Source organism: uncultured Flavobacterium sp. (assembly GCF_963975005.1).
In the GTDB taxonomy this organism is placed as follows: Bacteria; Bacteroidota; Bacteroidia; order Flavobacteriales; family Flavobacteriaceae; genus Flavobacterium.
Genome location: NZ_CAXBFR010000204.1, coordinates 1 through 1,737 on the forward strand (window position 1 = coordinate 1; position 1,737 = coordinate 1,737).

Genomic DNA, 1,737 nt, shown 5'->3' on the forward strand with positions numbered 1-1,737 from the left:
GAAGTACAGTTGGCGTAGGTGGACTAATTGGAACGAACAATACCGGACATGCACGTATCTATAAATTTATTGCAAACTCTTGGGTACAACAAGGTGGAGATATTCTAGGTGAAGTAATTAATGATCAATTTGGAAGATCCTTGAGATTAAATGCTAATGGTAGTATTGTTGCGATAGGAACTCAATTCAATGATGGCAACGGAGCCAGTTCAGGTCATGTTCGTGTTTTTGAAAATACAACGCTTTCGACTACAAAATTTACAAATAACAGTATTTCATCCTATCCAAATCCAACAAACGATATTGTAAACTTTACTTCAACAGAAATTATAGAAAACATAACTATTTACAACTTATTAGGTCAAGAAGTATTTTCTAAAAAAATAAATTTAAACGGTTTTAACATAAATATTAGCAATCAACCTGCAGGTACTTATATAGCTAAAATGAATTCTAACGGAAAAATTAAATCTTTGAAGTTGGTTAAACTATAAAAGATTGGTTATTTTGTTTTTGATAATCCATTAGGTTACACTAGTGGATTTTTCATTTAAAAAAGTTAATTAAATATAAAAAATGTTGTCCAGTTATAAGCTAATACATAACTTTATAAAAAAACTATATGCTAATACCATTAGTAGCGAATACAACTGTTCATATACCAAATTTAATAAATGACTTAGGGCTAATTCTAATAACAGCTGCCATCGCTGTTTTGATATTTAGAAAATTAAAGCAACCTTTGGTTTTAGGATATTTAGTAGCTGGATTTTTAGCCAGTTCACACTTTTCATTTTTTCCTTCAGTAAAAGACACCAATAGCATTACAGTTTGGGCTGAAATTGGAGTTATATTCCTATTATTCAGTTTAGGACTGGAATTTAGTTTTAAAAAATTACTTAAAGTTGGAGGAACTGCTTCCATAACCGCTTTAACCCAAATTATTTGCATGATAATTCTTGGATATTATGCCGGTAAATTTATGGGTTGGAACGAAATGAACTCTATTTTTCTAGGTGTAATTCTATCCATTTCCTCTACAACAATTATCCTAAAAGCGTTTGATGAACTAGGTGTAAAATCACAAAAATTTACGGGTAACGTAATTGGTGCTTTAATTGTACAAGATATTGTAGCCATTTTAATGATGGTTTTACTTTCCACCATTGCCGTAAGTCAACAATTTTCAGGAACAGAATTGATACAATCCTTATTTAAATTAGGTTTCTTTTTAATTATTTGGTTTGTATCTGGAATCTTTTTTATTCCAACTTTATTAAAAAAAATAAAACCTCTTTTTACAGATGAAACGCTATTAATCATTTCATTAGCCTTGTGTTTATTTATGGTGATTTTTGCTGCTGGTGTTGGATTTTCTCCTGCTTTAGGAGCATTTATCATGGGTTCAATAATTGCAGAAACAAATGAAGCTGAACATATTGAACATTTAGTAAAACCCGTAAAAGATTTATTTGGAGCTATTTTCTTTGTATCAGTTGGAATGTTGATTAATCCAGAAACACTTGTTGAATATGCTTTTCCGGTAATGGTTTTAACTTTAATTACCATTCTTGGGCAATCTATAACTTCAACCATAGGGACTCTAATTTCTGGACAACCTTTAAAAGAATCTGTTCAAACCGGAATGAGTTTATCGCAAATAGGAGAATTTTCATTTATTATTGCAACACTTGGTGCTTCTTTAAATGTCACCAGTGATTTTTTGTATCCTATTGT

At 30.5% G+C, this 1,737-nt stretch carries 2 protein-coding genes; both read left to right on the forward strand.

Annotated features, from left to right (window positions below; all coding sequences use genetic code 11):
- The coding region (locus AACZ53_RS14500; protein WP_339839916.1) for a T9SS type A sorting domain-containing protein at positions 1 to 494 on the forward strand (494 nt) is incomplete at its 5' end.
- A gap of 128 nt (positions 495 to 622) precedes the next feature.
- Positions 623 to 1,737, forward strand: a 1,115-nt coding sequence (locus tag AACZ53_RS14505; RefSeq protein ID WP_339839918.1) for a cation:proton antiporter, incomplete at its 3' end; no start/stop codon positions are given.